The sequence below is a fragment of the Streptomyces sp. NPDC088910 genome, from assembly GCF_044749865.1.
Lineage (GTDB): Bacteria > Actinomycetota > Actinomycetes > Streptomycetales > Streptomycetaceae > Actinacidiphila.
Genome location: NZ_JBIVIV010000005.1, coordinates 194459 through 220438 on the forward strand (window position 1 = coordinate 194459; position 25980 = coordinate 220438).

Genomic DNA, 25980 nt, shown 5'->3' on the forward strand with positions numbered 1-25980 from the left:
CTCACCCTCCTTCGGTACGCGGTGCCGTTGTCCGGCATCGCGTGCGGAGCCTCACCTGGTCCCCTACCCGGATAGCGGCCGCCCATGGGCTCTCCCGCTCGTTCTCATGGGAACTGTCCGCGCAGCCGTGTAGGACGGCTCCCGCGGGGCATCCGGATGCGTACGCCACTGTCCCGGGTGAGGCTGTGAATGCGTACGAGTCGTCACCGAGGGAGGCCATCACACATGCGGAGCACCACGCGGCAGGACGGGCCCGCCACCGCTCCACCGGCGACCGCTCCTGGTCCGGCGGCCCACGACGCGGCGACGGGTCTTCCCGTCGCGGCGGCGGCCCGGGAGTCGGCGGAGCGTTTCGCGGAGCTGGTGGCCGCTCTGGCGTCGGGAGCGCTGGACTGCCCGTTGCCGGGCTCGGGTCGTACGGCGGAGCGCTTCGCCGTCCTCACCTCGGTGGCCGAGCGGGATCTGTGCGCGGCCCGGCTCTTCGAAGGACACGTGGACGCGGCGGCGATCCTGGCGGAACTGGACGCGCCGCCGCCCCGGCCGGGAGAGCGGTGGGGCGTGTGGGCGGCCGAACCGCCGGGCGAAGGACTGCACGCCACCCGTGACCGCGAAGGCTGGGTGCTGACCGGGCTCAAGCAGTACTGCTCGGGAGCCCACAGCTGCACCCACGCGCTGGTCACCGCGGCGACGGAGCGGGGAAAGCGGCTGTTCGCGGTACGGACGGGGGTGGCCGACGGCTGCCGCCCGGTGCCGGGCACCTGGCAGGCCGTCGGGATGGCCGGGAGCGACACCCCTGACGTGCGCTTCGACCATGTGCCCGGTGTGCCGGTCGGCGACGTCGGCGGCTATCTGAAGCGGCCGGGGTTCCAGCACGGCGGTATCGGCGTGGCCGCGTGCTGGTACGGCGGGGCCCGCGCCGTCGCCGACGTTCTGCTGCGCGCCGCCGCCGATCGCGGCCCCGACCCGCACACCGACGCGCACATGGGCGCGGTCGACATGCTGCTCCATGCCGCGGCGGCCGTGCTGAAGCAGGCCGCAGCGGAGATCGACGGCGATCCTTCCGACACCGGCGGCACCGCGCGGATGCGCAGCCTGCGCACCCGGGCGTTCGTCGAGTCCGTGTGCGCCGACGTCCTCACGCACGTGGGACGGGCCACCGGCGCCGGTCCGCTGTGCCACGACGAACGCCACGCCCGGAACACCGCTGACCTGACCGTGTACATCCGCCAACACCACGCCGAGCGCAACCTCGCCGAACTGGGCGGCCTCGCCGCCCGCAAGGAGCCGTCGTGAGCGAGCAACCAGGCCCGTCGCCCGCATACGCCAACCCCATCCAGGCGCCGGGCACCGACGAGGCGCTCTGGCGGGACTGGGACGGCTGGCGCGCGCTTCCCGAGCTGCGGCTGCCCGAGGCGGGCAGGGTGGTCGTGGTGGCCGCGCATCCCGATGACGAAGTGCTGGGCGCCGGCGGGACGATGGCGATGCTGGCGGACGCGGGGACCGCCCTCACCGTGGTCTCCGTCACCGACGGGGAGCAGTCGCACGCCGACAGCAAAGCCGTCACGCCCGGGCGGCTGACACAGTTGCGCGCCGAAGAACTCCGCCAGGCCCTCGCGGCGTTGGGCACGGGCACGGCCCACGTCGTCCGGTTGCAAGTGCCGGACACCCGGGTGGCCTTCCACGAGGACGAGATCGTCAAGGCACTCGTCCCGGTGCTGGAGGGCGCCGCGTTGTGCCTCGCGCCGTGGATCGGCGACGTCCACGGTGACCATGAAGCCGCAGGACGGGCCGCGCTCGCCGCCGCCGCGCAGGCGTCCGTGCCCTGCCTGATGTATCCCGTGTGGATGTGGCACTGGGCGCGCCCCGGCGACCCGCGTGTCCCGTGGCCTTCCGCGCACCGGGTCACCCTGCCCGCGGACGTCCAGGCCCGCAAGCGCGCCGCGGTCGCCCGTTTCGCCACCCAGGTCGAGCCCATCGGCCCCGCGCCGGAGGACGCCGCGGTCCTGCCGCCTGACGAGGTGGCCCACCACCTCCGCGCGCACGAGGTGATGTTCCAGTGAGCCGGACGAACGCGGCGAGTACGCCCGCCGCCTACTTCGAGACGATGTACGGCGGGGGCGAGGACCCCTGGCACCTCGCCGAACGCTGGTACGAGCGGCGCAAGTACGACATCACCGTGGCCGCGCTCCCCCTGCCGCGCTACCGCCGGGCCTTCGAACCCGCGTGCTCGGTCGGTGAGTTGACTCGCCGACTGGCGACCCGTTGCGACGAGGTACTCGCCTGCGACCGGGTCGCGTCCGCCGTGGCGACCACTCGGCAACGTACCGCCGCAGCAGAGAATGTGACGGTGCGTCAGCTCACGCTGCCCGACGAGTGGCCGGACGGCTCCTTCGATCTGGTCGTGCTGTCCGAAGTGCTCTATTACTTCGCCGCTCCCGATCTCGACATGCTTCTGGACCGGGCCCGGACGGCGTTGGAGCCCGGCGGGCATCTCGTCACCGTGCATTGGAACCACCCGGTGCCCGAACACCTGTGGACGGGCACCGAGATCGCGGACCGCGTGACCGGCCTGCCCGGGCTGTCACTGCTCGCCGATCACCGCGAGGCCGACTTCGTCCTCCAGGTCCACGGCCGTGACCTGGCCGACGGGAGCAGCCCGCCCGGTCCCGCCGAGCGCGAGGGTCTGGTGTGAGGGTCGAGGCCATCGCCGTCGTCATCCCGGCGCACAACGAGGAGGCGCTCCTGCCCGCCGCGCTGGAGGCGGTCGCGGCTGCCGCGCACCACCCCGCACTCGCCGCCGTGCGGATTCGCACGGTCGTCGTCGCGGACTCCTGCCGTGACGGCACGGCCCGGATCGCGCACCGGGCCGGAGCCCTCGTGGTGCCGGTCGGTTTCCGCAGTCCGGGCCGGGCGCGCGCCGAGGGCGCCGAGCACGCGCTGGCGGAGATCGCCGTCCCGCACGATCGGGTGTGGCTCGCCACCACCGACGCCGACAGCGCCGTACCCCCGCACTGGCTGGCACACCACAGCGCTCTCGCCCGTGACGGGTGGGACGCGGTGGTCGGCACCGTGACCGTGCCGACGGCGACCGCCCTCACCGTCCGGCACCAGCTCAGCTACGAAGCCACCCGCCCGGCCGACGGCGCCCACTGGCACCACCCCCATGTCCACGGCGCCAACCTGGGCCTGAGTGCCAGCGCCTACCGCGATGTGGGCGGGTTCCCGCCGCTCGACGTCGGCGAGGACCACGCACTGGTCGCCGCGCTGGTCGGCCGCGGTCATCGCGTCCTGCGCACCTCCGCCGCCCCTGTCATGACCTCGCCCCGTCTGCACGGCCGCGCCCGCGGCGGCTTCGCGGACTTCCTCGCCGCGCAGGCCGAACACACCGCCCGCAGCGAACCGGCGAGCTGACCGGCGCGGCGTATCGGCCAAGGGGTACGTGGAACCAGCGACGACCGACACCGCTGGCACCCGCGACGGCGCGGGGACCTCTCGCCGCCACGCCATCGGGTGACGCGGCTCAGCCAGCCGGGTGACAGCGGCCACCGCGGGCTGCCGCCGGGCGGGCCGGTGCTCCAGGATCGGTGCCGCCGCCGTCTCCGGCGGGCCGCGCGTCGACCGCGCGCCCGTGACGCGCGATCAGATCGACCACGGCTGTTCGAGGAGTCCCACCCCATGCGTTCACGCGTCATCGCCATCATGGCCGCCGCTGCCGCCGCCACCGCGGCACTCGCGCAACCCGCCCACGCCGCCCCGCTCGTCGACGGGGTCTACCGTTTCGCGGCCCTCAAGGACGGCATGTGCCTGACCTGGCCCAAAACGAAGGCGCGTATCGGCATGGTGGCGCTGGGCTCCTGCACGGACACCGCCTCCACGTCGGCGAACTGGCAGGTACGGCAACGCCCCAACGGAACCATGGAGGTCTCCACACCGGACTCCGACCCGCGCACTTGCCTGGGCCTGACGACGGACTACCACGTGAAGGTCACCGACACCTGCTCCGACAAGTACGCCGAGTGGACCGTCTCCTACGGCTCCGCAGGACCCGGCAGCGTCGTCTGGGCCGACATCGAGCACACCCCCAGCGACCACTCCAACTCGTGGGGGAAACTCGTCGACAGCCCCGACGTCACCGGCCGCATCGTCGTGCGGCAAGCCCCCATCGACCCGCACTACTGGGCTTTGCAGCCGGCCGGCTGAGACCTGTCCCGCACCGGCCGTCCACCGGGGCCCGGCCGGCAAGGCGCTGCCGCCTTCCTCCGACGGACGCTGCTACGGCCGCAGGGCCGTCAGGCGCCGACCGGGCGGGGCCGACCGGCACCCGTCTCGGGCCCTTGGGCCCCACGACACCCTGCCCTGCGCGCGGGAGCGTGGACAGGGCGGGACGCCACGGCGATACGCGCCCTCGGGAGTCCCGCCCCTCCCGAGGAGCGTCCGTATGCGCATCATCGTCAGCATCGACACCGACACCTTCGTCGGCGACGACGGTCTCGATCCGGCCGCCGCGTCGCTGGCCGAACTCCTCCGGGCCGGTCACGAGGTCGTCATCGTCCACGGCGCTCCCGCCGAGACCCAGGCCGTCACCGGATCGCGCTTGGTACGCGCGCTGGACTCCGTGCTCGTCGGCCGTACCGTGGTCGCGCTCGTGACCCACGCCCAGGTCGGCGCCCACGACCCGCAGGTGAGCGTGCCGGACCGGCCCCGCGTACGCCCGCAGGCCGTTCCCGAGGCTCAGGTCCTCCGGGAACTGCTGGCCGACGGCACCGTGGTGGTCTGCGGCGGCGGCATCCCCGTCCTACGGGAACGCGGCACCGCGCGCCTGCGGACCGTACCGGTGACGGTGGACCCGGATCGGACGGCGGCGCTGCTGGCCGTCGAACTGGACGCGGACATCCTGCTGTTCCTCACCGGCGCCACGCACCTGTTCGCCGCGGGAGGACACGGCCGCCCCAGGCCGCTGCTGCGGCTGACCCCCGACGAACTGTCCGGCGTACGTCTGCCCGAGGCCGTGATCACCCGCGCCGCGATCGCCGCCGACTTCGTCACCCGCACCGGCGGCGTCGCGGCGATCGGCCCGGTCGACAACGCCCTGGGCATCCTCCTCGGCACCACCGGAACCCAGATCCGCCCCGCACCCGCTTCGGTCAGGGAAACCGCGCCGTCATCCGACTGATCACCGGCACTATGGGCCGTTTCGACTCCCCCGCCGAAAACCGTCCGCTCCCCCATCCTCCGCCGGTCCGGCTCCGGCACGAACGGGTGGTGTACGCCAGGATGCGGGGCACGCAGGACCGCATGGCCGACGCCATCACCTCGTTCGCGGGCACGATGGGCTTCGTCTCTCTGCACGCGGCATGTTCGAGACGAATCTGCGCGCGGAGGTGTGGTCGGCGCACATCGGCAGAGCCCTCGGCCTGGATCCCGAGCAGATCGAGCGCGAGGTCCGGGCGGCCCTTGCCGACAGCCGCACCCGAATGAGCACGGGAGGACGCGCCGCGGGCCCATAGGCCCCGACGAAGCGCACCGGGCCGAAGAACCAGCGGTACGGCCGCACGGCGGCTCACCGTGCCCGAGACAAGGTCAGGATCTGTACCGGACAGCCCTCAGCCGTGGGAGATCTCGGCCACCTCGACCACTTCGGAGCCTTCGCGACGCATCCGTTCGCTCCCCCAGACGCCGAGCGGCCCGAGCGCCTGATTGAGCGTGCGCCCGTGCTCGGTCAGGGAGTACTCCACCCGCGGCGGCACCTCGGCGAAGACCTTCCGGTGCACCAGTCCGTCCTCCTCCATCTCGCGCAGGTGCTGCGTCAGCATCTTCTCGCTCACTCCGGGCAGCCCGCGACGGAGCTCGGCGAAGCGGCGCACACGATGGGCGTCAAGTTCCCAGAGGATGAGTCCCTTCCACTTGCCGCTCACCACGTCGAGCGCGGCGTCGATGCCGCAGATGTAAGGCCCGCACCTCGGCGCCCTCGCCATCACTGATCCCCTTACTAAAAGGTAAGTACCGCAGAAAATAGTGGGTACTTCCCAGATTAGTGGCCCTCTCCGAGCATGAAGAGGTGAACGAACAACAGCACGGCACCACCAGGCAACACAGCAATGTCACCGTGATCGGACTCGGCCCGATGGGCCAGGCGATGACCCGTACCCTCCTCGCCGCCGGCCACCCGGTCACCGTCTGGAACCGCACCGCCGGCCGGGCCGACGGCGTCGTCGCCGACGGAGCGGTCCTCGTACCGACACCCCGCGAGGCGGTCGAGGCAAGTGACCTCGTGATCCTCAGCCTCACCGACTACCAGGCGATGTACGACATCCTCGACAGCGCCACCGCGTCGCTCGCCGGCCGGACACTGGTCAACCTGAGCTCCGACACCCCTGACCGCTCACGCGAAGCGGCATCCTGGGCGTCGGCCCACGGCGCCACCTTCCTCACCGGTGGTGTCATGGTCCCGGCACCGATGGTCGGCACGGACGCGGCCCACGTCTACTACAGCGGCCCCACCGAGGCGATGGAGAGCCACCGGCCGACACTGGCACTGCTCGGCGCACCGAAGTATCTGGGCGTGGATCCGGGTCTCGCCCAAATGATGTACCAAGCCCAGCTCACGGTATTCCTCACCACCTTGTCCGCACTGATGCACGCCACCGCGATGCTGGGCACCGCGGGAATGACGGCGAAGGAAGCGCTGCCGGAGTTGCTCTCCTCCGCCGACTCGATCGGCGCCATCCTCAGGGCCGGCGAAGCGACCCCCGGCACCGCGCTGGACGCCGGAGAACACCCCGGCGGGCTCAGCACGGTCACCATGATGGGCGCGACATCCGACCACATCGTCGAAACCAGCACGTCACTCGGCCTCGACCCCGCGCTCCCCCTGGCCGTCCAGGCCCACTACCGCCGCGCCATCGACAACGGCCACGGCAGCGACAACTGGACCCGCATCATCGACAGCATCCGAAAGCCGCACTGACCCCACACGGCACTGTCGGAGGCGGGTATTTGAGGGAGCATCAGTTCGTCAGCACGACCACCAGCATCGCCAGCCAGCCCAGTGAGACGAAGACGGGAAGCAGCACCATCACGAGACCGGTCGGGGACGCCTGGAGCCACCCTGATCCCGGCTCTGTCAGCCGGCGTCCCACTATCCGCTGCCCGCCGTGCCACGCCATGTGCTCTTCCAACTCCACGACCGTGCTCTTGCGGGTCTGCAGATAGCGGCGTCCATAGCGCAGCATGACGGCGAACGCCAGCCCGGAGACGAACCCGATCACCGTGATGACCGCTCCGACGCCCCGGGCCACTTCCTGTGACTGCGCGCCCTCTTTGCCGAGGGTAAACGCCAAGGTGGCCGCGAGGCCCGCGGTGATGTAGAGGAAGTTATTGAGCTTGTTCCAGTTGAGGAGGTCCTCATGCTTGTATAAGTCGACCGCGATCTCGTACTGGGTCTGCAACATCGACTCACGCGGCTTGCGCGAGACCCACACGACGCGCAGACGGCCGTCCGGCGGTCGCAACCGTGTCAGTTCCTCGAAGCCCAGCTTCCGGTGGAACTGGCTCGACGCCTCATTGAGCGGCTCGTTGACCACCGCGGCGATCACCGGGTTGGCCGTCCAGCGCTCCAGCACATGGTGGTACAGGCGTGACGCGACGCCCTGCCGCGACGCGTCACGGGCCACGCACACCTGCTTGATCACCAGGAAGCTGCCGAGCGTGGTCTTGATCCGGTGGTTCAACCACTCGTCAGGTTCGATCTGGGCGTCGCTGTAGGCCAGGAGGAATCCCAGGACGTCGGTTCCCTTGACGGCCACGTAGAAGTGCTCGGCGCTCACCAGTCGCCTTTGGTACATCTCGTCGGTGTACTCCGACACCAGGAATCCGTCTCGGCTGGCCTCCACCGGGTCGATTCCGTCCAGATTCCTGGACTGTGCCAACGCGAAGATCATCGGGACATGCGCCGAAGTCGCCCGCACGATCTCGATCCCCGCTTGGTCAGGCGCGGTCACGCGCTCACCTCCCACTGAACAGGCGTTCACAGGGCTCCGCGGAAAGCGTGTCCTGACAGCCCGTCGGATGCAAGAGCGCATGAAGTGGCGTCATGGCGAAGCGAATTCGGCCGGTCCCGGCTCAGGACCCGGCGCAGTCGCATCCGAGGCGTCGGCTGCTGCTCCGCCGGGCACCTGTGACCGGCCCGAGGCGTTTGCGGTGCGAGACGACCACGCCGGTGGTGATGTACGAGGTCGATGTGAAGAACCCCTTAGCGGGCCAGGTCGATCCCGGCTTCGCGGAGGAGCCGGGCGAAGGTGGTCGCGTGCTCGGGGGTGAGGGGGAGGGCCGGGAGTCGGGGGGGTCCGCTGGGGACGCCGACCAGGTCGAGGCCGGTCTTGATCGCGCTTGCGTACGGGTGCGCCTCGAGGAATTCGCAGATCGGAAAGATCTTCGTCCACTGCTCCCGTGCCTCGGCGATGTCGCCGCGGACCGCGAGGGTCTCGTAGAAGTCCGCGCACAGTTGAGGGATGACGCTCGCCGCTCCCCAGACTCCCGCCCGCGCGCCGGCGGCGATGGCGGAGAACGTGAGGGTGTCGTAGCCGTTGAGCGGCTGGATGACGTCCGCGTAGTGGTGAAGGACCGTGGCGAACTTCACCGCGTCACCCCCGGTGTCCTTGAACGACGTCACGCGGGTGCTCCGAGCGAGCTCGGCCAACCGCCCGGCCGAGATGTCCAGTCCCGTGGCGTCCGGCAGGTTGTAGAACATGATGTCGATGTCCACCGCGTCGGAGACGGCCCCGTAGTGCGCCACGACCTCCTCCCAGCCGAGAGCGCCGTAGTAGGGGGGCACGATCATGACCGCCGTCGCACCGGCGTCAGCCGCGTGCCGGGTGAGGTCGATCGTCTCGCCGGTGGTCAACGCTCCGGTGCCCACGACGACGGGCACCCGACCGTCCACAGCCTTCAGGTAGAGGTCGGCGACCTCCTTCCGCTCCGCGTTGCTGAGCGTCGTGAATTCGCCGGTGCTTCCCAGGGGCACCACGCCGTGCACGCCCGCACCGACGATGTGCTCGACCTGGCGACGGACTCCCCCGGCGTCGACGGTCGAACCGTCAGCGCGAAAGGGGGTCACCACTGCCGCGAGTATGCCGCTGAACGGCGTTGTCATCGCTCTCCTTCGTCGTTCGTCGACGGGTTCACCGGGCTCGGAAGCCGCTCGTCGTCGGCCGGGTCCCGCGTCGTAGCGCGCGCCCGCCGAGCTCGTCGGTCGGCTTTCCCCCGCGGAACGCGACGACGCCGTTGATGATCACGTGCCGCATCCCGTCGGCGTACTGGTGTGGGTGGGAGTAGGTGGCGAGGTCCCGGACCCTGTCGGGCTCGAAGATCGCGAGATCCGCGAAGGCGCCCTCGCGGATGACGCCGCGGTCGGTGAGACGCAGCGTCCGCGCGGGCAGGCTGGTCATCCGTCGGACGGCGTCCTCGATCCGCAGGACGCCGTCCCTGACGTACGGACCGAGAACGCGGGCGAAGGACCCGTAGGCCCGCGGATGCGTCGGGGCGTCGGTGTACGGCGGAGAGGCCGTCCACGCTTCGGCGTCGGAACAGACCGAGACCCATGGGCTCCGCAGCGCGAGACGGACGTTCTCCTCCGTCATCTCGAACAGCGCGATGATCATCTGCGAGTCCGCCACGACGATGTCCAGAAGCGTGTCGAGCGGATCCGCGTCACCGCGCCGCGTCGCGACCTGCGTGAGTGTCATGCCGTTCCACTCGGAGGTGTTGCCGCCCAGGAGCAGGATTCCGTCAGCGCCGCCCGCGCTCTTGTAGCAGTTGTCCCAGTCGGCGCCCGGGGCCCGGATGGCCTCCTTGACCGTTTCGCGGAAGTCCTCATGCGCGAGCTTGCCGCGCAAAGCGTCCGGGCCGCCGTCGTGGAATCGTGGGGGGATGCACGCGTCAAGGCCGGTAGCGCCCGCCTCGTACGGATAGACGTTGGCCGTGACGGCGAGGCCGCCGGCCCTGGCTTCCTCGATGCGCTGGATCGCGGAGGCCATCAGGGGCCAGTTGTCCCGGCCTGCCGCCTTCAGGTGGTAGACCTCGGCCCGCGCTCCCGACCTCTCGGCGATCCCGATGAGCTCGTCCAGGCTTTCGAGCAGGGAGTCGGACTCGTTGCGGATGTGCGAGATGTAGAGCGCGTCGTGCTCGGCGAGCACTTCCGCGAAGGCGGTCAGCTCGTCGGTCGAGGCGTACATGCCCGGGGCGTAGATGAGAGCGGAGCCCAGACCCAGCGCGCCGTCCGCCAGTTCTTCGTCGAGGAGCCGGCGGGCGGCGGCCAGCTCGTCGGGCGTCAGCGGACGGTCTTGCTGACCGGCGAAGGCCATGCGGAGGTTGTCCGCCCCGACGAAGCTCGCGACATTCGGTCCGACGCCCGCGTCGGCCATGTGGTTCAGGAAGTCGTTGATCCGCGGCCATTCATGCCGGACGTGGGTCCGCTCGGCGTAGTCCTTGGCGATGGCGCGCATCCGGCCCTCCACGGGGCCGAGCGAGTAGCCTTCGCCGAACACCTCGGTCGTGACGCCCTGGTAGAGGTCGGAGAGACCTCGGGGGTCACGCTGGAGCGACTCGTAGGCCTGGCTGAGCACGTTGATGAAGCCGGGCGCGACCAACGCGCCGGCGGCGTCCACCTCGGGCACGTCGGTGTCGGGGACCTCGCCGACGAGAACGATCCGGTCACCCCGGACCAGTACGTCCGCGCGTCTGAGCGGTGCGCCGGTGCCGTCGGCGACAAGGCCGCCGCGCACCACCAGATCACTACGCATCCCGACTCCCCTCCTGGGCCCTCATCGTCTCGCGCGTCTTCCCGCGGGCGAACCGCTGCGCCGAGAACGGCCCGGTACGACCGTCGTCCCCCGAGGCGATCGCCTCTGCGAGGTGCACTCCGGCGGCCGGTGAGATCGTCATGCCGAGCATCTGGTAACCGGTGGCGACGAACACGTTCGAGTCCGGCGCGAGCCTGCCGATCATGGGGAGGCCGTCAGGAGCCACGGGGCGCAGGCCCGACCAGGCGGCCGACTCGTCGGTCCACGGCCCGAGGAGGGCCTGAGCCGAGCGCCGCATCGCCCTGACGCGCCGTGGGGGGATGCGGGTCGGTGAGTTGGTGAAGTCCATCGCCCCGGCGACGCGAAGCGTGCCGCCCATCGGCGAGATCGCCAGGTGCGTGTCGAGGGTCTGGATCGCCTGCCTCGGCATCCGCCCCGGCCGGACGTCGAAGCTGTAGCCCTTGCCGCCGATCACCGGAAGGCGATGGCCGATCGAGCGTGCCAGCGCGGTGGTGTTCACTCCCGCCGCGAGAACCACGTGGTCGGCCTCGTACGTACCGCGGTTCGTGCGCACCGCTCGCACCCGTCCGCCTTGCGCGTGGAGGTGCTCGACGGGCTCGTGCTCGCGGATCTCGACACCTGCGGCGACCACCTTCTCGATCAGCGCCGCCATGTAGGCGTGGGGAACGATCTGCCAGTGGTTGCCGATCAACGCTGCCGCCTGGCCTCGTGGCACCGTGGGGTCCAGGTCCTGGACCGCGCTGCCCGTCAGGACCTCTGTCGTGGCTCCCTGCCCGAACTTGACCAGCGGCGCGATCTTCTCGATGAAGTGCTCGATGTCCGCGGGGTTCTTGGAGACGGTCAGGAGACCGGTCTTGTCGAAGTGCTCGTCGAGGCCGAGCCGTTCGATGAGCTTGAAGGACGGGTACCCGAGCGTGGACAACGCCGCCAGCCCGTCGGAGTACGACCGGTCGTTGCAGTAGCGCGCGAACGTCGCGATCCAGGGTCCGAGGCGCAGGAGGGCCGCGGGCGAGAAGTGGAGCGCGGAATCACGCCGGGTCAGGTCCTTGAGGCCGTGCATGATGATGCCGGGCTCGGGCACCGGCCCGGCCTGGGCGGGGCATATCCAGCCCGCGTTGCCCCAGGACGCGCCGGCCGCCGCGGCACCGGCGTCGAGCACCGTCACGCGCATTCCGACCTCGGTCAGCGCCCAAGCCGTCCACAAGCCGGCGGCGCCGGCGCCAACGACCACGCAATGCTCGCCATTCACCACTATCGGCAGCCCTTCCACTCGTGTGCGTCAGTTGCTCAAGGAGGGACTTTGCCAAGGCTTCCGGACGCGTTGTTCGTTCATTCGGACCAGAAAGCCGGATGATCATGTCGGCCCGGACAGACGGGCCGGGCGCGGCGCGCCGCGGCGAACCGGCGGATTTCGCCGCGGATCGCGCGCGGATCGGTCGGTCAGACCTCGGTCGACACGGGTGCGTCGATCCAGTCGGCGTCCGACCGGGGGATCGACCGCAGCAGTTTGATCGTGTACGGATCGGTCGGATGGTCCAGGATCTGGTCCACCGGACCGGATTCGACGAGCCGTCCGCGGTACATGATGCAGACGCGCTCGGTGATCTGCCGCAGCATCGAGAGGTCGTGCGTGATGAAGACGAAACCGACTCCGCGTTCGCGCTGGAGCGTCGCGAAGAGGTTGATGATCTGGGCTCGCACCGAGACGTCCAGGGCGGAGACGGGTTCGTCGCAGACCAGGAGCCGTGGGTTGACGGCTAGGGCCCTGGCGATCGCGACGCGCTGACGCTCTCCGCCGGAGAGGGCCGACGGCCTGCGTTGCGCGTACGAGGCCGGAAGACCGACCGTCTTCAACAGGTCGGCCACCGCGCCCGAAGCGTGCTTGGTGGCGCTCTCGTGCGACCTGATCGCCTCGGACAGTGCCGAGCCGATGCTCCGCATCGGGTTGAGGCTCGCGTAGGGGTCCTGGAAGACCATCTGCACGGTTCCGCGGAGGCGACGGAGATCCGCCGCGCTCAGCCGCGACCAGTCGTGCGCGGGAATGCCGTCGATCATGATGTCGCCGCTGGTGCACCGCTCGAGTCCCAGCAGCGTGCGAGCGAGGGTGGTCTTGCCGGAACCGGACTCCCCGACGACGGCGACGCTCTCCCCCTGGTTCACCTGTAGCGACACCCCGGCGAGCGCGTGGACGGTGCGCTGTCCGACGCGGAACTCCTTGCGCAGGTCCCGGATGTCGATCAGCGGCCGCTCCGCCCGTACGTCTCGCACCGGAGCCTCCACGACGTCGATCCTGGCCCGCTTCGCCGCCATGTCGGAACTGATCTCCGGCAGGCGGACACAGGCCGAATACCGCAGGTCGGCGACCTCGATCAGTGGCGGCGGTCCCTGGCGGCACTGGTCCGTGACCCACTCGCACCGGGTGGCGAAGGCACAGCAGCCCGTGGTCTCCCGGGCCTTGGGGACCGACCCCGGGATGGAGGGGAGTTCGGCGACCCGACGGTCGACCGACGGTTCGGCCAGCAACAGGCCCTGGGTATAGGGGTGCAGCGGCTTGGCCTCCAGGTCGGAGCCGGGCGCGACCTCGATGAGCGATCCGCCGTACATCACGTAGACGCGGTCGCACATCGCGAAGGCCACCCGCAGATCGTGCGTGATCAGTACGACGCTCATTCCGCGCGACTTCTGGACACCGCGCAGGAGGGTGAGCATCTCCTTCTGGGTCGTGACGTCCAGAGCCGTCGTCGGTTCGTCCGCGATCAGGATCTTCGGGTCGCGGGCGAGCGACGCGGCCACAGCGACGCGCTGACGCATGCCTCCGGAGAGCTGGAACGGGTACCGATCCGCTACCGAGGGGTCGGTGAGTCCGACCTCGGCGAGCCGGCGGTTGACCTCCGCCCTGCGTTCGGATCGCGGCGGGCGCCGACGGCCCTCCCAGATCAGCGACTCCTCGATGATGCGCCCGCAGCGGAACACGGGGTTGAGCATCGTGAACGGGTCCTGGAGTACGAGCCCGATTTCCCGTCCTCTGACGTGACTCCACTCGCGTTCTGACAGCTCCAGCAGATTGCGGCCGTCGTACTCGACCTCGCCGCGCGCGACGAGCGATCCGGGCAGGAGACCCATGATGGCGCGGGCGGTCATGGTCTTGCCGCTTCCGGACTCGCCCACGATCCCGATCGTCTCTCCCGCGGACAGGTCGAGTCCGAACGACGTCACGATCGGGTGGGTACCGTCGGGACCGACCGCGTCAACGCCGAGGGCGCGCACTTTCAGGACCGTGTCCGAGGTCATCCCTCGCGTCATGCGGTCCGACTGTTCGGGGGCCATCACTTGCTTCCTCCACGACTCGAGAGCGCCTCGTACATCCAGTCGCCGATGATGTTCATCGAGATCGCCGTCGCCACGATCATGACGCCGGGCCCGAGCGCCGCCGCGGGGTTCTCGAAGAGCAGGCTGGTTCCGTCCTTGAGCATGAGGCCCCAGTCCGGCGAACCGGCGTCGACCCCGAATCCGAGGAATGACAGTCCTGAGAGCGTCACGATGGCGCCGGCGAAGGTCAGGAACGCGTTGGCGACGGCGGTCGCGGAGACGTTGGGCCAGATGTGGAAGAGCATGATCCGTCGGTTCGACAGGCCCAGCGCACGCGCGGCTTCGACGTAGGGCAGGAGTGCCTGCTCCAGTGTCGCGCCTCGGATGACGCGTGTGTCGAAGGGGATCGTCAGCACGAGAAGGAGCGCCACCGCCATCCAATAGCCGCCGCCGAACGCACCGGCGACAACCACGATGACGAGAAGTCCGGGGAGCGCCCACATGAAGTCGACCCAGCGCATGACGACCGCGTCGACGGCACCTCTCTTGTACCCGCTCCACAGACCCAGCAGGTTGCCGATCAGCATGGAGCCGACGGTGATGACCAGCGGGCCGATGAACGCGGTGCGTGTTCCGGCGATCAGTCTGGAGAAGACGTCCCGGCCGAGTTCGTCCGTGCCGAGCCAGTGCCCGGCGCTGGGCGAGGCGAGGACGTCCGAGACGTTCTGGGCGCCGGGGTCCTGGGGGGCCAGGACCGATCCGAGGACGGTCATGACGACGACCCCGACGACGATCACCAGGCAGGCCAGTACGGTCCAGGACGGGCGCGCCGAGCGACGCGTGGGCCTGGCGGGATCTTCGAGCTGCGGGACTGCGGCACTCATGCGGTCGGCCTTCCGTGCCTGATGCGTGGATCCGCGGCCAGGTAGAGCATGTCTGCCGCCAGGTTCGCGAACATGATCAGCGCGGCCACCAGCAGCGCGATGGCCTGGAGTGTGGGGAGGTCCTGGCTCGACGCGGACCGCACGAGCAGGTCGCCGATCCCCGGGATCGAGAAGGTGACCTCGACGAGGACCGCTCCGGTGGCCAAGGACGCGAGCAGGGGCACGCTGACCGTGATCACGGGGATCATGCCGTTGCGCAGCGCGTAGAACAGGAACACCCGGCGGGACGACATCCCGCGTGCCCGGGCGAAGGTCACGTAGTCCTGGTCGAGCACCTTGATCATCACGGCCCGCGTGTGTTTGACGATGAGCGCGACGCCGGAGATCGCGAGCGCGAGCGCCGGGAGGGTCAGGTGCCACAGTTTGTCGACGAAGCCGCTGCCGGCCCCGAAGACCGGGAACCATCCGAAAAGGACCCCGAACACGTAGAGCAGGGCCACGGCGCCCACGAAGACCGGTGTGCTGAATCCGACGATCACCGACGCCACGATCCCGCGGTCGACGAACGTCGACTTCTTCACCGCCGCGGCCAGCCCCAGGGGGATTCCGATGAGCATGGTCAGCAGATAGGCCACGCCCGCGAGGAGCAGGGAATTCGGCAGCCGCGCCTTGATCTCGTCCGTGACCGGAAGCGTCGAGACCGACGAGTTTCCGAAATCGAACCGGACGGCGTCCTTCAACCAGATCCAGTACTGGGTGAGGAACGGGTCGTTCAGGTGGTACTGCTGCCGGAGCAGTTCCTCTGTCTCAGGAGTCCGCCTCCGGGTGCCGAGCAGATTGCTCACGGCGTCGCCGGGCGTGATGTACAGCAGAGAGAAGATGACGAACGAGATCAGGACCAGCATCGCGGCGCACACCAGGACCCGACTCAGCACTAGGAAGAAAATTGCTCGTGTTTGCATCGTTGCCTTTTTCTCGTTGGGGCTCGCGGCCCACGCGGCCGGCGTCACCGCGGCCGCGTGGCACCGTCACGACGCGGGCTTGACCTGCGCCACCCACGCGGCCGGACCGTAGGCCGAGGAGAACGGGTTCAGCTCGGGCCACGTGAAGGTGTCCGACAGCGCCAGGACGTTCTCACCGAGGTAGAGCGGGATGTAGGGAACGTCCTGCGCGGCGAGCTTGTCCAGGGCGGAGTACGCCTGGAACCGTCCCGCCCGGTCGGCCGTGGAGATCCCCGCGTTGACCAGCTTGTCGGCCTCCGGATTGCTGTAGGCGGCGTAGTTCGCGTAGGCGATGTCCGCCTGCGAGCTGTCGAGGAGGTAGCTGGCCGTGGTGTTCGGCTCCTCCGAGCAGTCAAGTCGCTGGATCGTGAGCTGGATCTTCTTCTTGGCCGCTCCTTCGCCGACGCGCTGGGTGTACTGGGCCTCGGAGAGGACCTTGACGTCCAGCTCGATGCCGGCCTTCGCCACCATTCCGGCGATGGCCTGAGCGATCTTGGGGCGGATTCCGTCGTCGGGAACCTCGAAGGTTCCCTTGACGCTGCCCGGGTGGCTCGACTTCGCGATCTCTTCCTTCGCCTTGGACACATCGAACGCGTAGGGCGGGAGCGAGCCGATCATGGTGTCGATGTCCGCTTTGTCGGCCACCTTGGCCAGGACCTGGGCCGGGAACAAGCTGTCGTAGGTGACGGCGCCGTCGCCTTCGGCGGCGGCGAGGCCCTTGCGGTCCAACGCGTAGGCGAAGGCGCGCCGGACGTGCACGTCGTCCCACGGGGCGACCTGGGTGTTCAGTGACATGAACGTCTGCTTGCACCCGGGGGCCTTCACCAGTTTCGCCTTGGAGCTGGCGGCGAAGGCCCGCGGGTCCGCGAGCGGGTACGCGGCGTCGAGCTGGCCGGACCGGTAGGCGAGCGCGGCGCTCGTCACGGTCTTGAAGGGCTTGACCGACACCCTCTGGATCGCCGGCTTGCCTCCCCACCAGTCCGGGTTGGCGGTGAGGTCCGCGCCTTCGGTCGGGTTCAGCCGGTCGAGCCGGTACGGCCCGGTCGCCATGGTCAGCGTGCCCGGCTTGCCGAAGTCGGCCTTGTGCTCGTCGTAGAACTTCTTCTGGAAGATGCTCGCTCCCACGCTGGCGAGGAGCGACAGGACGCTGGAATCAGCCTGCTTGAGCGTGACGACGACGGTGTTCGCGTCCCTGGCGGTCACGTCCTTCACGTTCACGAACAGCGACTCGTACGGGGACGGCGCCAGGCGCTCGTAGTCCAGCGAGGCGACCACGTCAGCGGACGTCATCTCGGTGCCGTCCCAGAACGTGACGCCCTTGCGCAGGTGGAAGATGTACGTGCGCGGGTCCGGGGTGTCCCACGACTCCGCGAGCCCCGGGGCCAGCTGGCCCTTCGGGTCGGCGGTGAGCAGGGCGTCGTAGACCGTGGCGAGAAGGTTGTTGCCCGAGGTCAGCGTGAGCGGGTCGATGCTGTCGAGGCTGTCCGCGACGATGCCCCACCGCAGGAGGTCCGCCCTGCCGCCGGTCGCTCCCGGCTTCTCGGCGCCGTTGCAGGCAGCCAGTAGCGCTGCCAAGCAGACAACGGTGGCGCTGACCGCCACGAGTCTGATGGACCGTTTACGCTTCATGACCCGTCCTCCTCGGGCCAGAGGTCCAGCCCCCAGCCGGTTGTGTGCCGCCCGTGTGATCAGGCTCACGGGTTTGGATGAGGCTATGGCCGTCGAACGGCGCGGACCTGGTGACGATCCGCCCAATTTTCCGCCTGGAATCGTTCAATGTAACGAAGGCGCACAACGGCCCGGCCACGCCTCGGTTTCGGTCAACGAACGGAGGCCGCGCGTTCGTTCGTTCTTCCCAAGACGCGCGGCGGAGCGTCCCGTAGACTCCGGCGGATATGAGCGAGACGTCCAAACCGCAGCGTGCGAGCTTGTCGAGGATCCTCAATGACCTCGGCGGTACGTTCCTCGACGTGGTCGTCGCCGACGTGAGTGCCCACGAGCAGGTCGGGGCCGTCGTCGTCCACGACCACGGACAGAACCACACGCTCCTGCCCAAGGCGCTGGTCCTCGGCATCGGGGTGTACGGCGCGTCCGGCATCGCGGAGCTGCTGCGCGTTCTCGGGACACAGAGCGCCGCGGCCCTGATCGTGCGGGCGCCCGTGGACCGCGAGCCAGAAGTGCTCAACGCCGCCCGCGACGCGGGCGTCGCCCTGCTCGCGCTGGCGGAGAACGCGGACTGGCTTCAGCTCGCGGACATGCTCCGGACCATCGTGGCCCAGGACGATGTCGGGGACGAGGTGACGAGCACCCTGGGCGGTGTCGCCGCGGGCGACCTCTTCGCCCTCGCCAACGCCGTGGCGGCACTGATCGACGCGCCGGTCACCATCGAGGACCGCCGGTACCGCGTGCTGGCGTTCTCGGGACGGCAGGACGAGGCCGACGCCGCTCGCATCCGGACCATCCTCGACCGCCAGGTGCCCGAGGTCTACCTCCGCGAGGACGAGGACCGGGGGGTGTTCAAGGCCCTCTACCAAACGGAGGAGCCGCTGTACATCGAGGCCTCCAAGATCAGCGAGAACGAGATCCCGCGCCTGGCCATCGCGGTGCGTGCCGGTGACGAGATCCTGGGATCGATCTGGGCGGCGGTCACCGGACCGCCGTCCACCGAGCGGTCGCAGGCCCTGGCCGACGCCGCGAAGCTCGTCGCCCTCCACCTGCTGCGCCGACGAGCCGGAGCCGACGTCGACCACCGCCTGCGCTCCGACCTGGTGGCCACCGCCCTCGAAGGCGGGCCCAAAGCCGCGCACGCGCTCGGCCGCCTCGGGCTGCTCGGGAAGACCGTCAATGTCGTCGCCATGGACATCGTCGACCACGGCGACGGACAGACCGATCCCTCCCGGCAGGCGAGGGAACGCCAGCAGTTGGCGGACGCGTTCGCGATGCACCTCACCTCGGTCGCGCCGCGGTCGGCGACGGCCCTGCTCGGCGACGTGTCGTACGGGCTGGTATCGCTCACCGGGGACGCCGACCAGAACGAGCAGCGCGCCAAGCGGCTCGCGGCCGACTTCCTGAAGCGGACGGGGACGCGGGTGCCGGCCGTCATCGGCATCGGCACCGCGATCAGCGACCCGATCCGCTTGAACGAGTCGCGGACGCGGGCCGACCGTGCGCTGCGCGTACTGCGTACGCGAGGGACGGCGGGCACCGCGGCCACGATGTCAGAGGTGCACATAGACGCGCTGGTGCTGGAGCTCCAGGACTTGTCCTTGGCACGCCACGACCCGGTGACCGGTCCGTTGAGCCTGATCCTCGAGTACGACGAGCGGCGCAACGGCAGCCTCCTGGCAACTCTCAAGTGCTGGCTGAACGCCTTCGGCGACATCCACGCCGCCGCGGCCTCGGCCGGTGTGCACCACAACACGTTCCGCTACCGGCTCAAGCGGCTCAGCGAGGTCGGGAAGATCGACCTGGAGAACCCGGACGAGAGATTCGCGTTGATGCTCCAGATGCGTCTGATGAACCCCGCCGTCGAGTGATTCGCCGCGTCACGGCGAGGCGGTCGCCTGAGTGGCGACCACGTGGGCGGCCAGTGCTCCGGCGACGCTGACGAAGTCGTAGATCTCGTCCACGGTGGCGCACCGGATCCGCACGGTGTACTCCGACGAGCGCTCGGCCGTCGGAATCATGGCGATCAGATCAGCGCTCGTCGACAGCTTCAGGTCGATCTCCACCACCAGGTCGTGAGGGACGACCGGCGGCCGGATCGACGAATCCGCCACGGCTCGCGCCGCGCCTTCCCGGATGTGCGCCCTGGCGGTGGCCGGGGAGAGGGCGTCGGCCGAGTTGTAGGAGAGGTAGCGCTTGACCTCGACGCGGTGGACCGCCTCGACTCCGGCGAGACCGGCCGAACAGGTCCGGTCGTCTCCGGTGATGAGCTTCACCGGGACTCCGAACCGGCCGGCGTAGAGGGCGTTGACGTCTGCCTCGGACGCGGCCCGACCGTTGAGCCGGAGTTCCGACCAGAATCCGGTGAACGTGTGTGAGAGCACTCCGGGTGTTCCCGCGGCCGCGTGGTAGCCGATGAAGAGGGCCGCGTCGAAGTCGCCGTGCAGGCCGTGCACCATGCCGCAGGTACGGGGGCTGCCGTTGACGAGACGTGCACGCGGGTCCAGCAGGGCGGGCAGGATGTTGTCCATCGGCCCGTGGCTGTCCGCCACCACCACGTGGGTGGCTCCCGCGTCGAACGCCCCCGCCACAGCGGCGTTGGCCTCCTCGGTCATGAGCTCCTGGCCGCGTGCGTAGGTCCGGTGCCCGGGGACGGTGTTGTGCAGCCGCGAAACACCCGCGACTCCCTCCATGTCCACGCTGATGTAGACAGAACCGGCCATGAGACCGTCCCTTCTTCCTTGGTCTGGCCCGGCCGTTCACCGGGTGGTTGCCAGCCGAACCGGGGGCGGCTTGCCTCAGGTCGCCGATGGGAAGGCCGCGAGGAGTGCGTCCGGCTCGAGCCCGTACGCCGTGAAGCCGCGCGCACCGGTCATCGTGGGAGCGGCGAGCATCGCGTTGATGATCGACTCCTCGGTGGCCTCGACGACGGCGCGGAACAGGTCGTCCAAGGCTTGGTGCGGAACCGCGGAATGGGGCGCCACCAGCGGGTGACCGCCCGCGTAGCCCTCGGTGGGCACGTTCTGCGGCGCCGTGGAGAAGGCGAGCATGATGTCACCGCTCGAGTCCTGGATGCCGCCGCCGACCCGGCCGATGCCGATGCTCGCCCTGGTCGCCAGCCGACGGCACTGGCCGGGCAGCAGCGGAGCGTCCGTCGCCACGATCACGATGATCGAACCCGAGCCGGGCGGCATGGGCGGGTCTCCGCCCGGCTGGGTCCGGGCCGGCAGCGGGACGTGTGCCAGGCGCGCGTCACGGCCCACGGGCCGGCCGTCGACCCTGAAGTCGGGGCGGGTCCCGTGGTTCGCCTGGACGAGCACACCCACGGTCCAGCCGCCCGCGGACGCGTCGAGACGACGCGACGCCGTTCCGATCCCGCCCTTGAACCCGTGGCAGACCATGCCGGTTCCCCCTCCGACACTCCCCTCCTCGACGTCGGCGGACGCCGACTCGTAGGCCGCTCGGACGTGTTCGCCGGTGACGAACTGGGCGTTCCCGCTGTTGAAGGCGAGGTCCGCGGTCTCGCCCACCACCGGCAGGGAGAAGGCGTTGCGGAAGGTGTCGTGCGCCGTCTCGATCGCGACCAGGCTGTCCCTGACGACGCCGACGCTGTGGGTGCCCGTGAGGGCCACGTCGGTCGTGAGCAGACCGCTCTCGCGAACCCACTCGAGACCTGTCATCTCACCGTTGCCGTTGAGCGTGGCGCAGCCCGCGAACAACGGATGTGTCCTGACGTGTCCCGGCCGTGGACGGATCACGGTCACGCCGGTACGGGCGATGACGTCGTCGTCGCGGATGACGGTCGCGTGACCGACGGTGACGCCGGAGACGTCGCTGATGGCGTTGCGGGGTCCTGAGGGAAGAATCCCGATCTCGATGCCGAGGTCACGGAGCCTGGTCATGGTTCTCCATTCGGTGGAGGGGGAGCTCGATCCTGCTGGGCAGGCGGGGCCCGTGGAAGACGGAGTGCGTACCGCGTTCGGCCTCCGTCGCACCGAGGTAGTCGGCGGAGCCGAGGTTGATCGCGTAGAGCGGGAAGAGACTGGAGGTCACCACGAGGCGCAGGGCGTGCCCCGGCTGGAGCTCGTGCGCCACGTCCGTCATCGCGATCCTGTAGCCGACCGGCACACCTGTCCGGAACGCGGGCACCGATCCCGCGCGCACGACCCCGTGTGCCAGGTGAACCGTTCTCGTCTCGCCCGGGAACACGTCCTCGAGGGACACCATCCAGTCCGCGTCATCGCGATCGGTCCCGGCGAACAGATGGACCACCGGCGTGCCGCGGACGAGTGTGGGAACGTCGACGGTCGCCGCCGTGTACGTGAGCGTGTCGTCGCGGCTGGTCGCGAACGACGTCTCAAGGGTGAATCCCGCTGGGCCGCTCCGTGAGAAGGACCCGTGATCCGGCTGCCACGGAACGGGATTCCCGGGATCGTGGACGAAGTGATCGGCCGCCTCGCGGGGTGTCGCGTCGCGCGTCAGTCGTCCGTCCCCGATCCGGGTGTTCGCCCGCCCTTCGGAGGTCAGCCACAAGGTCTCGACCTCGTCGGCCACCGGCCACCGGTCGAGGTCTTCCCAGGCGTTGCGGCCCGTGACGAAGACGCGCACGGGGGCGGGAGCCCAGGACGACGGGTCGTCCCGCAGGTGGTGGTCGAACCACTCGAGGAGCAGTTCGTCGGGGTCGACGACGGAACGGGGCCCCCATTCGACCCCGCCGACGACGCTCACCGGTCTCCGGGTTCCGGCTGAGTCCCACGGGCCGACGACCAGCGAGTGCTCCCCTCCGGCGGAGGAGACGGTCTCCCAGTGCGCCATCGTGGCGCCCAGCCCGCTGTCCCACCGGCCGGAGACCAGGAGGGTCGGCGCGCTCGCATTCGTCCCGCCGCCCACAGCCAGGCTGCTCCAGTACGGGTCCTGGGGGTCGAGGTGGGCGAGCCAGTCGGGCCACGGCGCGTCCGGTCTGCCCAGCGCTTCGTGCATGCCGGCCAGCGGCCTGCTGCTGAAGACCGACTTCCAGGGCGGCGCGTCGACGGGCCCTCGTACCCGGCCACCGACGAGGTGCATCCAGAACAACCAGTCCAGTCGCACGGCACCGCCCCGCGACGGCAGGCCCTCGGCCGCCGCGAACGGGGACCACACGGCGAGCGCGTCCACCGGAGCGGCCGACGCGGCGGCGAGCGCCGCGAACCCGGCGTAGCCCGCGCCGAAGCAGCCGAGGCGGCCGTTGGACCCGGGAAGGTCACGGGCCCACGTGACGATGTCGGCGCCGTCTGCGGCCTCGTGGAGGAACGGCTCGAAATCCCCGTCCGAGTCACCCCGGCCGCGCACGTCACCCGCGACCACGATGTATCCGCGCGCGGCAAGGAGCTTGAAGCGGTCCGAGGGGACCTGCGGCGCCGTGCTCGCAGGAGGCTTCTGGTCCGCGCGGTTGTTGTCGTAGGGCGTGCGGGTGACGAGGACCGGGTGATCACCGGGGGCAGGCGGCATGTAGACGTCGACGGACAGGTCGACCCCGTCCCTCGCCTCGACCCGTACGTCGAAGCGGGAGCGCACACGGGAGACATCGGTGAACCTCATACCGCTCCCCCGCTGTTCTCGACGGGCAGGACGAGCCGCGAGGGGTGCTCCGGGCCGTGGTGAACGGTCACGCTCACCACGCGTGATTCCACGGCGTCGGCCCAGGGCTCACCGGTGCCGAGGTTGCGTGAGAAGGCGGGGAACGCGCCCGCGGTCACCGCGAGCGCGATGCGGTGCCCCGGCAGGAAGGTGTGGTGGAGCCAGACCAGCGGGATGCGCAGGCCGACGATCTCCCCGGGGCTGACGGGCGGTGAGCCGGGCCCGGACCGCATCGAGATCCGCTGTAGCCCGCACGACCCGAGTTCGCTGCCGACGAGCATCATCCGGCCGTCGGGATGGACGTCGAGCAGCAGAACGCTCAGGTCCGCGTCGGGCGCGTCCAGCGAGACGAAGACGTCCAGCTCGGCCTGGCCGCTCACGTGGACGGGCTCGTCCAGGGCCGGACCCGGGTAGACGAGGACGTCGGGGCGGCGCAGCAGGTAGCGATGGTCGTGGGGCGGGTCGCTCCAGGCGAACAGGTCGAGGTTGGTGAAGTCCCTGGCCGGGTTCTCCGGGTCGAAGACGTATGTGTCGCGGGCGGCTTTCTCCGGAGTCCGGGTGAGCCGGCCGTTTCCGCTCAGTGTGCGGGCGTCGCCGCCGCTGGCCAGGTACCAACTCGTCGGCTCGACCGCGGTGGACGGCCACTCGTCCAGGTCTTCCCACCGCATCGTCCCGGTCCGGAAGACCCGGCACGGGTGGGCATCAGCGGGTTCGTCGTCGTCCCTGAGGTGCCGTGCGAGGAAGCGCTCGACGTGTCCGACGGTGTCCATGACCGACGGGGAGACATCCAGTCCTCCCAGCACCGGGCTCGGCGAACGGTTCCCTCCGTGGTCCCAGGCTCCGATCAGGAGCTGGGCCCTGGCGCCCGCGGGCGACCGCGCCAGCCGGGCCCACGTCGCCATCGTGGTCTGGTCGTCCCACCAGCCGACGGTGACGAGCACGGGCAGGTCGAGGTTCGCCCAGTCGTCGTCGCTGAGCACGAACGCCTCGCCGAGGTAGTCGATCTCCCCGTCCACGTACTTCGGCCACCACCGTCCACCGGTGCCGACCTGCTCGTGGAGGGTGCGCAGCGGCAGGTGCCTGATGTTGTGCCCCCATGAGGGAGCGCCGTAGTGCTGTTGGGTACGTCCGGTCACCTGGTGGAACCACCAGCTCCAGTAGAGGTGCGGGACACCGGTGTTGAAGCTCGGCCGCGGGCCGAGGCCGGCGACTCCAATGGCCATCGGCGCGATGCACCGCAGGTGCGGCGGCCGGGCCCGAGCGGTCCACCACTGGGTGAGACCTTCGTAGCTGAGCCCGACCATGCCGACCCGGCCCGTGCACCAGGTCTGCTCGGCGACCCACTCGACGCTGTCGTAGCCGTCGTCGCTGTCCTGGACGAAGGGCTGGAAGTCACCGCCGGAGTCGCCGCGTCCGCGCATGTCGATCATGACGTAGGCGTAACCGGCGGCGACGAGCCGCCGCATCCAGATTCCCGGCTTGCGGTTGTACGGGGTTCGTGTCACCACGGCCGGGAACGGGCCGTCACCGGCCGGGACCATGATGTCGGCGGCCAGCTCGACGCCGTCGCGCATCGGGATCCGGCAGTTCCACAGGGCTCGGACCTCTCTCGTGCTCCCCCTCAGCGCGGGCATCAGAACGCCTTGGCGTACGCGTTCAGTGCCTGCTGGCCGCCGAGATGCGCGTACAGCACGTTCGAGTCCTTCGGGATGTCGCCGTCGCGGATCAGGTCGATGAGGCCCGCCATCGACTTGCCTTCGTAGACGGGGTCGATGATGATCCCCTCCGTCTTGCCGGTGAGGCGGATCGCGTCGAGGGTCGACCGCACCGGGACCCCGTACTCGTCTCCGGCCCAGCCCGGGAGCACGGTGATCTCGTCGTCCCGCAGGTCACGCCTCAGCCCGATGAGATCCGCGGTGTTCCGGGCGATCCGACCGACCTGGTCGACCGTCTTGTCGAGGGTGGCCGAGGCGTCGATGCCGATGACCCGGCGGGGTCGGCCGCCCGCGTCTTCGAGTGCCGCGAAGCCCGCGATCATGCCCGCGTGCGTCGAACCGGTGACGGTGCAGACCACGACGGTGTCGAAGAAGGTGTCGAGCTCCTGCTCCTGCCGGGCCACCTCGTACGCCCAGTTGGCGAAGCCGAGACCGCCGAGGCGGTGGTCGGACGCGCCGGCGGGGATGCCGTAGGGCTTGCCGCCGCGCTTCTCCACGTCGTCGAGGGCCTGCCGCCACGAGTCACGGAAGCCGATGTCGAAACCGGCGGGGTCGAGTCGTACCTCTGCTCCCATCACCCGGCTGAGCAGGATGTTGCCGACTTCGGTGCTCAGCGGATCGGTCCAGGAAGGCACCCAGTTCTCCTGGACCAGGACGCACTCCAGCCCGAGATGGGCGGCGACCGCGGCGACCTGCCGGGTGTGGTTGGACTGGTGGCCCCCGATCGACACCAGCGTGTCGGCTCCTTGGGCCAGCACGTCGGGAATGAGGTACTCCAGTTTGCGGGTCTTGTTACCGCCGTAGGCCAGCCCGGAGTTGCAGTCCTCCCGCTTCATCCAGATCGAGGCACCGCCGAGGTGGGCGCTCAGACGTGGGAGCGGGTGCACCGGACTGGGGCCGAAGGTGAGCGGGTGGCGGGCGAAGTCCTCGATGGACACAGCGCGTTCTCCTTCGCGGATTGGCGATCGAC

General features: G+C 69.9%; 23 protein-coding genes. 9 read left to right on the top strand and 14 right to left on the bottom strand.

Translation table 11 applies throughout. From position 1 onward, the window contains the following. The first annotated feature begins 225 nt into the window (after nucleotides 1–225). The 7 genes from ACIP4Z_RS14110 (at nucleotide 226) to ACIP4Z_RS14140 (ending at nucleotide 5507) form a co-directional block, all read left to right on the top strand. Nucleotides 226–1293, top strand: a complete 1068-nt coding sequence (locus ACIP4Z_RS14110; protein WP_401307642.1) for an acyl-CoA dehydrogenase — start codon at nucleotides 226–228, stop codon at nucleotides 1291–1293. Continuing rightward, the gene (locus ACIP4Z_RS14115; RefSeq protein WP_401307645.1) at nucleotides 1290–2060 is read left to right on the top strand and encodes a PIG-L deacetylase family protein; all 771 of its coding nucleotides are present in this window, start codon (nucleotides 1290–1292) and stop codon (nucleotides 2058–2060) included. The genes ACIP4Z_RS14110 and ACIP4Z_RS14115 overlap by 4 nt, the downstream gene beginning before the upstream one ends. 44 nt (nucleotides 2061–2104) lie before the next feature. Continuing rightward, nucleotides 2105–2692, top strand: coding sequence for a class I SAM-dependent methyltransferase (locus tag ACIP4Z_RS14120; RefSeq protein WP_401308156.1), 588 nt, complete (start codon nucleotides 2105–2107; stop codon nucleotides 2690–2692). Next, the gene (locus ACIP4Z_RS14125; RefSeq protein ID WP_401307648.1) at nucleotides 2689–3411 is read left to right on the top strand and encodes a glycosyltransferase; all 723 of its coding nucleotides are present in this window, start codon (nucleotides 2689–2691) and stop codon (nucleotides 3409–3411) included. The genes ACIP4Z_RS14120 and ACIP4Z_RS14125 overlap by 4 nt, the downstream gene beginning before the upstream one ends. Before the next feature lie 264 nt (nucleotides 3412–3675). Beyond that, entirely contained in the window at nucleotides 3676–4200 is a 525-nt protein-coding gene (locus ACIP4Z_RS14130) for a hypothetical protein (RefSeq protein ID WP_401307651.1), read from the top strand. A 238-nt stretch (nucleotides 4201–4438) separates the two neighbouring features. Beyond that, on the top strand, nucleotides 4439–5173 hold the full coding sequence (locus ACIP4Z_RS14135) for a hypothetical protein (RefSeq protein ID WP_401307654.1): 735 nt from the start codon (nucleotides 4439–4441) through the stop codon (nucleotides 5171–5173). A 181-nt stretch (nucleotides 5174–5354) separates the two neighbouring features. After that, nucleotides 5355–5507, top strand: coding sequence for a hypothetical protein (locus ACIP4Z_RS14140; protein ID WP_401307656.1), 153 nt, complete (start codon nucleotides 5355–5357; stop codon nucleotides 5505–5507). Nucleotides 5508–5603: 96 nt separating this feature from the next. On the opposite strand, the gene ACIP4Z_RS14145 is transcribed toward ACIP4Z_RS14140, so the two are convergent. After that, a complete protein-coding gene (locus ACIP4Z_RS14145) occupies nucleotides 5604–5975 on the bottom strand; it encodes a helix-turn-helix domain-containing protein (RefSeq protein ID WP_355335155.1) in 372 nt (123 codons plus the stop codon). 83 nt (nucleotides 5976–6058) lie between these two features. Between ACIP4Z_RS14145 and ACIP4Z_RS14150 the strand changes: the two genes are divergently transcribed. Then, on the top strand, nucleotides 6059–6967 hold the full coding sequence (locus ACIP4Z_RS14150) for an NAD(P)-binding domain-containing protein (RefSeq protein ID WP_391162743.1): 909 nt from the start codon (nucleotides 6059–6061) through the stop codon (nucleotides 6965–6967). Between the two features lie 40 nt (nucleotides 6968–7007). Here ACIP4Z_RS14150 and ACIP4Z_RS14155 read toward each other — a convergent pair whose 3' ends face one another. From ACIP4Z_RS14155 to ACIP4Z_RS14190, 8 genes are all read right to left on the bottom strand, one after another. Then, nucleotides 7008–8000: a GNAT family N-acetyltransferase gene (locus tag ACIP4Z_RS14155; protein ID WP_401307660.1), complete on the bottom strand. Its 993-nt coding sequence runs from the start codon at nucleotides 7998–8000 to the stop codon at nucleotides 7008–7010. Nucleotides 8001–8251: 251 nt separating this feature from the next. Next, a complete protein-coding gene (locus tag ACIP4Z_RS14160; RefSeq protein ID WP_401307663.1) occupies nucleotides 8252–9151 on the bottom strand; it encodes a dihydrodipicolinate synthase family protein in 900 nt (299 codons plus the stop codon). Between the two features lie 28 nt (nucleotides 9152–9179). Continuing rightward, nucleotides 9180–10799, bottom strand: a complete 1620-nt coding sequence (locus ACIP4Z_RS14165; protein ID WP_401307666.1) for an amidohydrolase family protein — start codon at nucleotides 10797–10799, stop codon at nucleotides 9180–9182. Further along, nucleotides 10792–12090 (bottom strand): NAD(P)/FAD-dependent oxidoreductase, encoded by a 1299-nt coding sequence (locus ACIP4Z_RS14170; protein ID WP_401307669.1) that lies wholly within the window; start codon nucleotides 12088–12090, stop codon nucleotides 10792–10794. Before ACIP4Z_RS14170 ends, ACIP4Z_RS14165 begins: the two co-directional genes overlap by 8 nt. Nucleotides 12091–12260: 170 nt before the next feature. Then, nucleotides 12261–14111, bottom strand: a complete 1851-nt coding sequence (locus tag ACIP4Z_RS14175; RefSeq protein WP_355335167.1) for an ABC transporter ATP-binding protein — start codon at nucleotides 14109–14111, stop codon at nucleotides 12261–12263. Nucleotides 14112–14146: 35 nt separating this feature from the next. Further along, the gene (locus ACIP4Z_RS14180) at nucleotides 14147–15013 is read right to left on the bottom strand and encodes an ABC transporter permease (RefSeq protein ID WP_355335169.1); all 867 of its coding nucleotides are present in this window, start codon (nucleotides 15011–15013) and stop codon (nucleotides 14147–14149) included. Further along, nucleotides 15010–16023 carry an ABC transporter permease subunit gene (locus ACIP4Z_RS14185; protein WP_391048013.1) on the bottom strand — a complete coding sequence of 338 codons (1014 nt, stop codon included), beginning with the start codon at nucleotides 16021–16023 and terminating at the stop codon, nucleotides 15010–15012. The genes ACIP4Z_RS14180 and ACIP4Z_RS14185 overlap by 4 nt, the downstream gene beginning before the upstream one ends. A gap of 18 nt (nucleotides 16024–16041) precedes the next feature. Next, nucleotides 16042–17589 (bottom strand): ABC transporter substrate-binding protein, encoded by a 1548-nt coding sequence (locus ACIP4Z_RS14190; RefSeq protein ID WP_401307672.1) that lies wholly within the window; start codon nucleotides 17587–17589, stop codon nucleotides 16042–16044. 353 nt (nucleotides 17590–17942) lie between these two features. On the opposite strand from ACIP4Z_RS14190, the gene ACIP4Z_RS14195 reads away from it, so the two are divergent. Further along, complete coding sequence (locus ACIP4Z_RS14195) at nucleotides 17943–19550, top strand: PucR family transcriptional regulator (RefSeq protein ID WP_401307675.1); 1608 nt, start codon at nucleotides 17943–17945, stop codon at nucleotides 19548–19550. A gap of 9 nt (nucleotides 19551–19559) precedes the next feature. Here the strand turns inward: ACIP4Z_RS14195 and ACIP4Z_RS14200 are convergent, their stop codons facing one another. The 5 genes from ACIP4Z_RS14200 to ACIP4Z_RS14220 form a co-directional block, all read right to left on the bottom strand. Then, complete coding sequence (locus ACIP4Z_RS14200) at nucleotides 19560–20402, bottom strand: M55 family metallopeptidase (RefSeq protein ID WP_401307678.1); 843 nt, start codon at nucleotides 20400–20402, stop codon at nucleotides 19560–19562. A gap of 75 nt (nucleotides 20403–20477) precedes the next feature. After that, the gene (locus ACIP4Z_RS14205) at nucleotides 20478–21581 is read right to left on the bottom strand and encodes a P1 family peptidase (protein ID WP_391162760.1); all 1104 of its coding nucleotides are present in this window, start codon (nucleotides 21579–21581) and stop codon (nucleotides 20478–20480) included. Continuing rightward, nucleotides 21565–23256, bottom strand: a complete 1692-nt coding sequence (locus tag ACIP4Z_RS14210) for a CocE/NonD family hydrolase (protein ID WP_401307681.1) — start codon at nucleotides 23254–23256, stop codon at nucleotides 21565–21567. Before ACIP4Z_RS14210 ends, ACIP4Z_RS14205 begins: the two co-directional genes overlap by 17 nt. Continuing rightward, nucleotides 23253–24929, bottom strand: coding sequence for a CocE/NonD family hydrolase (locus tag ACIP4Z_RS14215; protein WP_401307684.1), 1677 nt, complete (start codon nucleotides 24927–24929; stop codon nucleotides 23253–23255). The genes ACIP4Z_RS14210 and ACIP4Z_RS14215 overlap by 4 nt, the downstream gene beginning before the upstream one ends. Further along, complete coding sequence (locus ACIP4Z_RS14220; RefSeq protein ID WP_355335188.1) at nucleotides 24929–25948, bottom strand: 1-aminocyclopropane-1-carboxylate deaminase; 1020 nt, start codon at nucleotides 25946–25948, stop codon at nucleotides 24929–24931. The genes ACIP4Z_RS14215 and ACIP4Z_RS14220 overlap by 1 nt, the downstream gene beginning before the upstream one ends. Nucleotides 25949–25980 lie beyond the last annotated feature (32 nt).

Bases quoted from the DNA above. Each gene is read 5' to 3' on its own strand.
- ACIP4Z_RS14110 (WP_401307642.1), top strand. From the start codon at position 226: ATGCGGAGCACCACGCGGCAGGACGGGCCCGCCACCGCTCCACCGGCG.
- ACIP4Z_RS14120 (WP_401308156.1), top strand. From the start codon at position 2,105: ATGTACGGCGGGGGCGAGGACCCCTGGCACCTCGCCGAACGCTGGTAC.
- ACIP4Z_RS14130 (WP_401307651.1), top strand. From the start codon at position 3,676: ATGCGTTCACGCGTCATCGCCATCATGGCCGCCGCTGCCGCCGCCACC.
- ACIP4Z_RS14135 (WP_401307654.1), top strand. From the start codon at position 4,439: ATGCGCATCATCGTCAGCATCGACACCGACACCTTCGTCGGCGACGAC.
- ACIP4Z_RS14140 (WP_401307656.1), top strand. From the start codon at position 5,355: ATGTTCGAGACGAATCTGCGCGCGGAGGTGTGGTCGGCGCACATCGGC.
- ACIP4Z_RS14145 (WP_355335155.1), bottom strand. From the start codon at position 5,975: ATGGCGAGGGCGCCGAGGTGCGGGCCTTACATCTGCGGCATCGACGCC.
- ACIP4Z_RS14160 (WP_401307663.1), bottom strand. From the start codon at position 9,151: ATGACAACGCCGTTCAGCGGCATACTCGCGGCAGTGGTGACCCCCTTT.
- ACIP4Z_RS14165 (WP_401307666.1), bottom strand. From the start codon at position 10,799: ATGCGTAGTGATCTGGTGGTGCGCGGCGGCCTTGTCGCCGACGGCACC.
- ACIP4Z_RS14175 (WP_355335167.1), bottom strand. From the start codon at position 14,111: ATGACCTCGGACACGGTCCTGAAAGTGCGCGCCCTCGGCGTTGACGCG.
- ACIP4Z_RS14180 (WP_355335169.1), bottom strand. From the start codon at position 15,013: ATGAGTGCCGCAGTCCCGCAGCTCGAAGATCCCGCCAGGCCCACGCGT.
- ACIP4Z_RS14200 (WP_401307678.1), bottom strand. From the start codon at position 20,402: ATGGCCGGTTCTGTCTACATCAGCGTGGACATGGAGGGAGTCGCGGGT.
- ACIP4Z_RS14205 (WP_391162760.1), bottom strand. From the start codon at position 21,581: ATGACCAGGCTCCGTGACCTCGGCATCGAGATCGGGATTCTTCCCTCA.
- ACIP4Z_RS14210 (WP_401307681.1), bottom strand. From the start codon at position 23,256: ATGAGGTTCACCGATGTCTCCCGTGTGCGCTCCCGCTTCGACGTACGG.
- ACIP4Z_RS14215 (WP_401307684.1), bottom strand. From the start codon at position 24,929: ATGCCCGCGCTGAGGGGGAGCACGAGAGAGGTCCGAGCCCTGTGGAAC.